The organism is Streptomyces sp. NPDC006997 (genome assembly GCF_040635175.1).
Lineage (GTDB): Bacteria > Actinomycetota > Actinomycetes > Streptomycetales > Streptomycetaceae > Streptomyces.
The window spans coordinates 1-5,644 of sequence record NZ_JBEYHH010000083.1 but is presented as its reverse complement, the minus strand read 5'-3'; the positions used below and the strand labels follow the sequence as shown (position 1 = coordinate 5,644).

General features: G+C 70.9%; 1 protein-coding gene. It reads right to left on the bottom strand.

All coding sequences use genetic code 11. The features are described 5' to 3' along the window. A partial coding sequence (locus ABZ659_RS35635) for an SDR family NAD(P)-dependent oxidoreductase (protein ID WP_360229100.1) occupies positions 1–5,644 on the bottom strand: 5,644 nt, incomplete at both ends.

Here is a 5,644-nt window from a genome sequence, read left to right as displayed (position 1 = left end):
CTCCCACGGATCACGGCCAGCACACGGTGACCCTTGCGCCGCGCGTCCGACAACCGCTCGACCACGAGCAGACCGAGCCCGTCCGAGAAGCCGGTACCGTCCGCCCCGGCCGCATACGACTTGCACCGACCGTCCTCAGCCAGACCACGCTGACGGCTGAACTCGACCAGGAGGTACGGCCCGGCCATCACCGTCACGCCGCCGACGAGGGCCATCGAGCACTCGCCGGAACGCAGTGCCTGGGACGCCATGTGGAGGGCGACCAGCGACGACGAACAGGCCGTGTCGACCGATACGGCGGGGCCTTCCAGCCCCAGGCTGTAGGCGATCCGGCCCGAGACCACGCTCGCGGTGGTACCGGTGAGCCTGAAGCCCTCCAGGTCGGGGGTCATCGAGCCGCCGTAGTCGGAGGAGACGACACCGCAGAAGACACCCGTATCGCTGCCGCGCACCGAGGCGGCGTCGATTCCGGCGTTCTCCAGTGCCTCCCAGGACGCCTCCAGCAGCAGCCGCTGCTGCGGGTCCATGGCCAGGGCCTCACGCGGGCTGATGCCGAAGAACCCGGCGTCGAAGTCGCCGACGTTCTCCAGGAAGCCGCCGCCGCGTGTGGTGAGCGTGCCGGTCTGCTCGGGGTCGGGGTCGTAGAGGCGCTCCAGGTCCCAGCCGCGGTCGGTGGGCAGGGGTGCGATCGCGTCCCGCCCCTCCGCCACCAGCCGCCACAGGTCCTCCGGTGAGGTCACCCCACCCGGATAACGACACGCCATGCCCACGATCGCCAACGGCTCGTCCGCCGTGGGCCGACGGCGCTTCGAAGGCACCGGGGTCGCGGCCGGAGCCGTGCCGCCCATCTCGTCGAGGAGGAGGTGTGCGATGGCGGTGGGGGTGGGGTGGTCGAAGACCAGGGTCGTCGGCAGCCGCAGCCCCGTCGCCTGGGTCAGCCGGTTCCGCAGTTCCACCGCGCCCAGGGAGTCGATACCCAACTCCCGGAACGCACGCTGCGGATCCACCGCCGACGCCGACGCGTGCCCCAGCACCGCCGCGACCTGCGCCACCACGACCTCGACCACCACCCGCTCGCGGTCATCCTGTGACACACCCGCCAGACGCCGCGCCAGTGAACCACCCCCACCACCGTCCACCTGTCGGGCCTGCGCGCGCACCAGCCCACGGAACAGCGGTGCGAGCAGTCCGGCCCGAGCCTGCGACCGCAGCACACTCAGGTCCAGCAGGACGGGAACCTGCACCGCCGCGTCCACCCACCGTGCCCGGTCGAACAGTTCCAGACCGACCTCGGTCGGCAGTGCCGCGGTACCCATACGCTCCAGCCGGGCGATCTCCGCCTCACCCAGTCCGCCAGCCATACCGCCAGCCGTGGCCCACAGACCCCACGCCAACGACGTGCCCGGCAGCCCCGCCGCGCGTCGCGCCGCCGCCAACGCGTCCAACACCGCGTTCGCCGCCGCGTAGTTGCCCTGCCCCGGACTGCCGATCAACGCCGCGACCGAGGAGAACAGCACGAACGCCGACAGGTCCATGTCCGCGGTCAGCTCATGCAGGTGCATCGCCGCGTCGACCTTCGGCCGCAGCACCCGCTCCACCTGCTCCGCCGTCAACGACTCGATCACACCGTCATCCAGCACACCCGCCGCGTGCACCACCGCACTGAGCGGACGCTCCAACGAACCGATCAACCCGGCCAACTGCTCCCGGTCACCGACGTCGCACGCCTCCACCCGCACCCGGGCGCCTGACGCCTCAAGCTCGCCGACCAGTTCCCTTACGCCGTCGGCCGCCATGCCACGACGACTCACCAGCACCAGATGCCGCGCACCGTACTCACGCACGAAATGCTCAGCGAACGACGCACCCAGACCACCCGTACCACCCGTGATCAGAACCGAGCCCTCGGGATCGAGCGGCGCGGGAACAGTCAGCACGACCTTGCCCACATTCCGGCCCTCACGCAGGAACCGGAACGCCTCCGCACCCCGACGCACATCCCACGTCCGCACCGGAGAATGCCGCAACACACCCCGCTCGAACAGGGACACCAACTCGCACAACATCTCCTGCAGGCGCTCCGGGCCAGCGTCGAACAGGTCGTACGCCTGGTAGTGGACCCCGCTGCGCGTCTGCTTGATCTCATCGGCGTCGCGGATGTCGGCCTTGCCCATCTCCAGGAACCGGCCGCCCCGGGGCAACAGGTCCAGCGAGGCGTCGACGAACTCCCCGGCCAGGGCGTTCAGTACGACATCCACACCCGCCCCATCGGTGGCCTCCAGGAACTTCTCCCGGAACGACAGGTCCCGGGACGAAGCGATCCGCTCCCCGGCAATGCCGCGTTCGGTCAGCGCGTCCCACTTCGAGGGGCTCGCGGTCGTGAAGACCTCCGCCCCCAGGTGCCGGGCCAGTTGGACCGCCGCCATGCCGACGCCACCAGCCGCCGCGTGCACCAGCAGCCGTTCGCCGCTCCGCAGTCCGGCGAGGTCGACCAGCCCGTAGTACGCGGTCAGGAAGACCACCGGGACCGAGGCGGCCTGCGAGAACGACCACCCCGACGGCATGGGTACGATCATCCGCCGGTCCGCGACGGTCAACGGGCCGAAGGCGTCGGCCATGAGGCCCATGACGCGCTGGCCGGGGACCAGGTCGGTCACGTCAGGACCGACTTCGAGGACCACCCCCGCCGCTTCCGTGCCGAGCGGGACCTCGCCCGGGTAGAGACCCAGAGCGATCAGTACGTCCCGGAAGTTAAGGCCCGCGGCCCGGACTCCGATACGGACTTCCCCTGCCTGGAGCGGACGGTTCCCGGTGGAACGGACGAGGGCGAGGCTGTCGAGCGAGCCCTTGCGTTCCGTGCCCAACTGCCAGACCTCCGGCGCCGCAGCGGGTGCCGCACGGCCCAGGCGGGGGGCGAGCAGGTCGCCGTCGCGCAGCGCAAGTTGCGGTTCGTCCTGGGAGACGACGAGATCCCAGTCGGGCTGTTCGTCGTCACCGAGGTCGAGGAGCATGAACCGGTCCGGATGCTCGGACTGGGCGCTGCGCACCAGACCCCACACCGGGGCCTGCATCAGGTCCGGAGCCTGCTCACCGACGGCGACCGCGTTGCGGGTCACCACCACCAGGCGGGACCGACCCAGCACCTCGCTCGCCAGCCACCGCTGCAACAGCTCCAACGTGACCTGCGTGACCTCCCGCACGGCCGACGCGACGTCGGTACCGCCGTCCGGCTCGGCACCCACCAGGACGACGTCCGGGGCGGTGGCTCCTTCGGCCACCGCGTGCTCCAGCGCCGCGAGGTCCGCGTAACGCTCCCCCGCGGCCGGCAGTCCTCCGAGCACCGCCAGCCGGGCGGACCCGGTCGGCTCACCGGTCACCGGGGTCCAGTCAACCTGGTACAGCGAGCCCGCGCTCTGCTTCGTGCCGTGCAGCTGCTTCTGGTCGACGGGCCGGAAGGCCAGCTTGGCCACGCTCGCCACCGGTACGCCGTCCTCACCGGCGATGTCGAGGCGCAGTGCCGACGTTCCGGCCGGTCCGATCCTCACCCGGACCCGGGCCAGGCCACGCTGCCCGAACCGGACGCCGGACCACGAGAAGGGCAGGCTGGCCGACGTGCCGTCGCCGGAGTCCAGCCAGTCCAGGCCGCCGTGCAGCGACGCGTCGAACAGCGCCGGGTGGATGGCGAAGCCGGCCGCCGTGTCCACCTGGTCGTCCGGCAGAGCCACCTCGGCGTACACCGTGTCCTCGTCGCGCCAGGCGGCCCGGACGCCCTGGAAGGCCGGTCCGTAGTCGAAGCCGATGTCGCTGACCCGAGCGTAGATCGCGTCCACGGCAACCGGTTCCGCGTCGGCGGGCGGCCACTGCGCCGACCAGTCGGCGGTCATGTCGTCCGCTGCGGCCAAGGTGCCACGAGCGTGGCAGACCGCCTGCCGTCCTGCGTCGACGTCGCCCTGGCCCTCAGGACGGGAGTAGAGGGCGACTTCGCGTCGGCCGTCCTCGTCGGCCTCCCCCAGCTTGACCTGGAGGTGCACCGACGTGTCCGCTTCCAGGATGAGCGGCGCTTCGAGGACCAGTTCCTCGACCACCGGGCTGCCCGCTTCCCGTCCGGCCGCACCGGCCAGTTCGACGAGTGCGGTACCGGGGACGATGACCATGCCCAGCACCACGTGGTCGCGCACCCAGGGTGCGCTGTCCTGGGAGAGGCGGCCAGTGAACAGCCACTCGTCCCGGTCGCCTACGGGCACGGCCGCGCTGAGGAGGGGGTGCTCGACCAACTGGAGGCCCGCGGCGGCGGGGTCAGCGGAGCTGGCGTTCGGCGGCACCCAGTAGCGTTCGCGTTGGAAGGCGTACGTGGGCAGCTCGACGCGCTGGGCGCCGGAGCCGGTGTAGAAGGCGTCCCAGTCGACCGGGAGTCCGGCGATGTGGGCGTGACCGAGGAACGCCGCGAACGCCTCCACCTCCGGTACCCGTGCCTTCAGCACGGGGGCGAACACCGCGTCCTCGACGTCCAGCGTCTGCTGGGCGAGAGCGGTGAGTACGGCGTCCGGGCCGACCTCGACGAAGCGGGTCACGCCCTCTTCGGCGAGGGTGCGCACGCCGTCGGCGAAGCGGACGGCCTCACGGACATGAGTGACCCAGTACGACGGGTCCGTCAGCTCGGTGGACACCAGTGTGCCGGTCACGTTCGACACCACCGGAAGCCGCGGCTCACGGAAGGTCAGCTGCCGGGCGACAGCTTCGAAGTCCCGCAGCATCGGTTCCATCAACGGGGAGTGGAACGCGTGACTGACCTTGAGTCGCGTCGTCTTACGCCCCTCCTGCTCCCACTGCGGCAGCCACTCCTCCAGGGCATCGAGGCGGCCGGACACCACAAGGGCCGTAGGCCCGTTCACCGCGGCAACCGACAGACGCCCCTCGAACCCGACCAGCGACTCGACCACCTCGGCCTCAGTCGCCTGCACCGCGACCATGCCACCACCCGCGGGCAGAGCACCCATCAGACGACCACGCGCCGCCACCAGCGTGCACGCGTCCTCCAGCGACAGCACACCCGCCACATGCGCACACGCCAGCTCACCCACCGAATGCCCGACCAGCACGTCCGGGCGGACACCCAGCGACTCCAACAGCCGGAACAACGCCACCTCAACAGCGAACAACGCCGCCTGCGTGTACTCCGTACGATCCAGCAGGGCCGCCTCCGACGAACCCTCACCCGCAACCAGCAACCCCTTCAGCGGACGACCAAGACGCGCATCCAACTGAGCGCACACCTCGTCCAAAGCATCCGCGAACACCGGATAAGCGGCAGCCAGTTCCGCCCCCATCCCAGCGCGCTGCGCGCCCTGCCCGGTAAACAGGAAACCGGTCTTACCGAACACCGGCCGACCCGTGAGGAGACTCGCGTTCGGCTGCCCGGCCGTGAGAGCCGACAGTCCCGCCAGCAGACCCTCCCGGTCCGCGGCGGTCACCACCGCCCGCTCGTCAAACTGCGCCCGCGACACCACCGCCGAGAACGCCACATCCACAACATCCAGCTCGGCCCGAGACAGCAGATGCGACCGCAGCCCCTCCGCCTGACCCGCCAACGCGGCGACGGTCTTGCCCGACACCACCACCGGCACCACCGGCGGACGTCGCACCA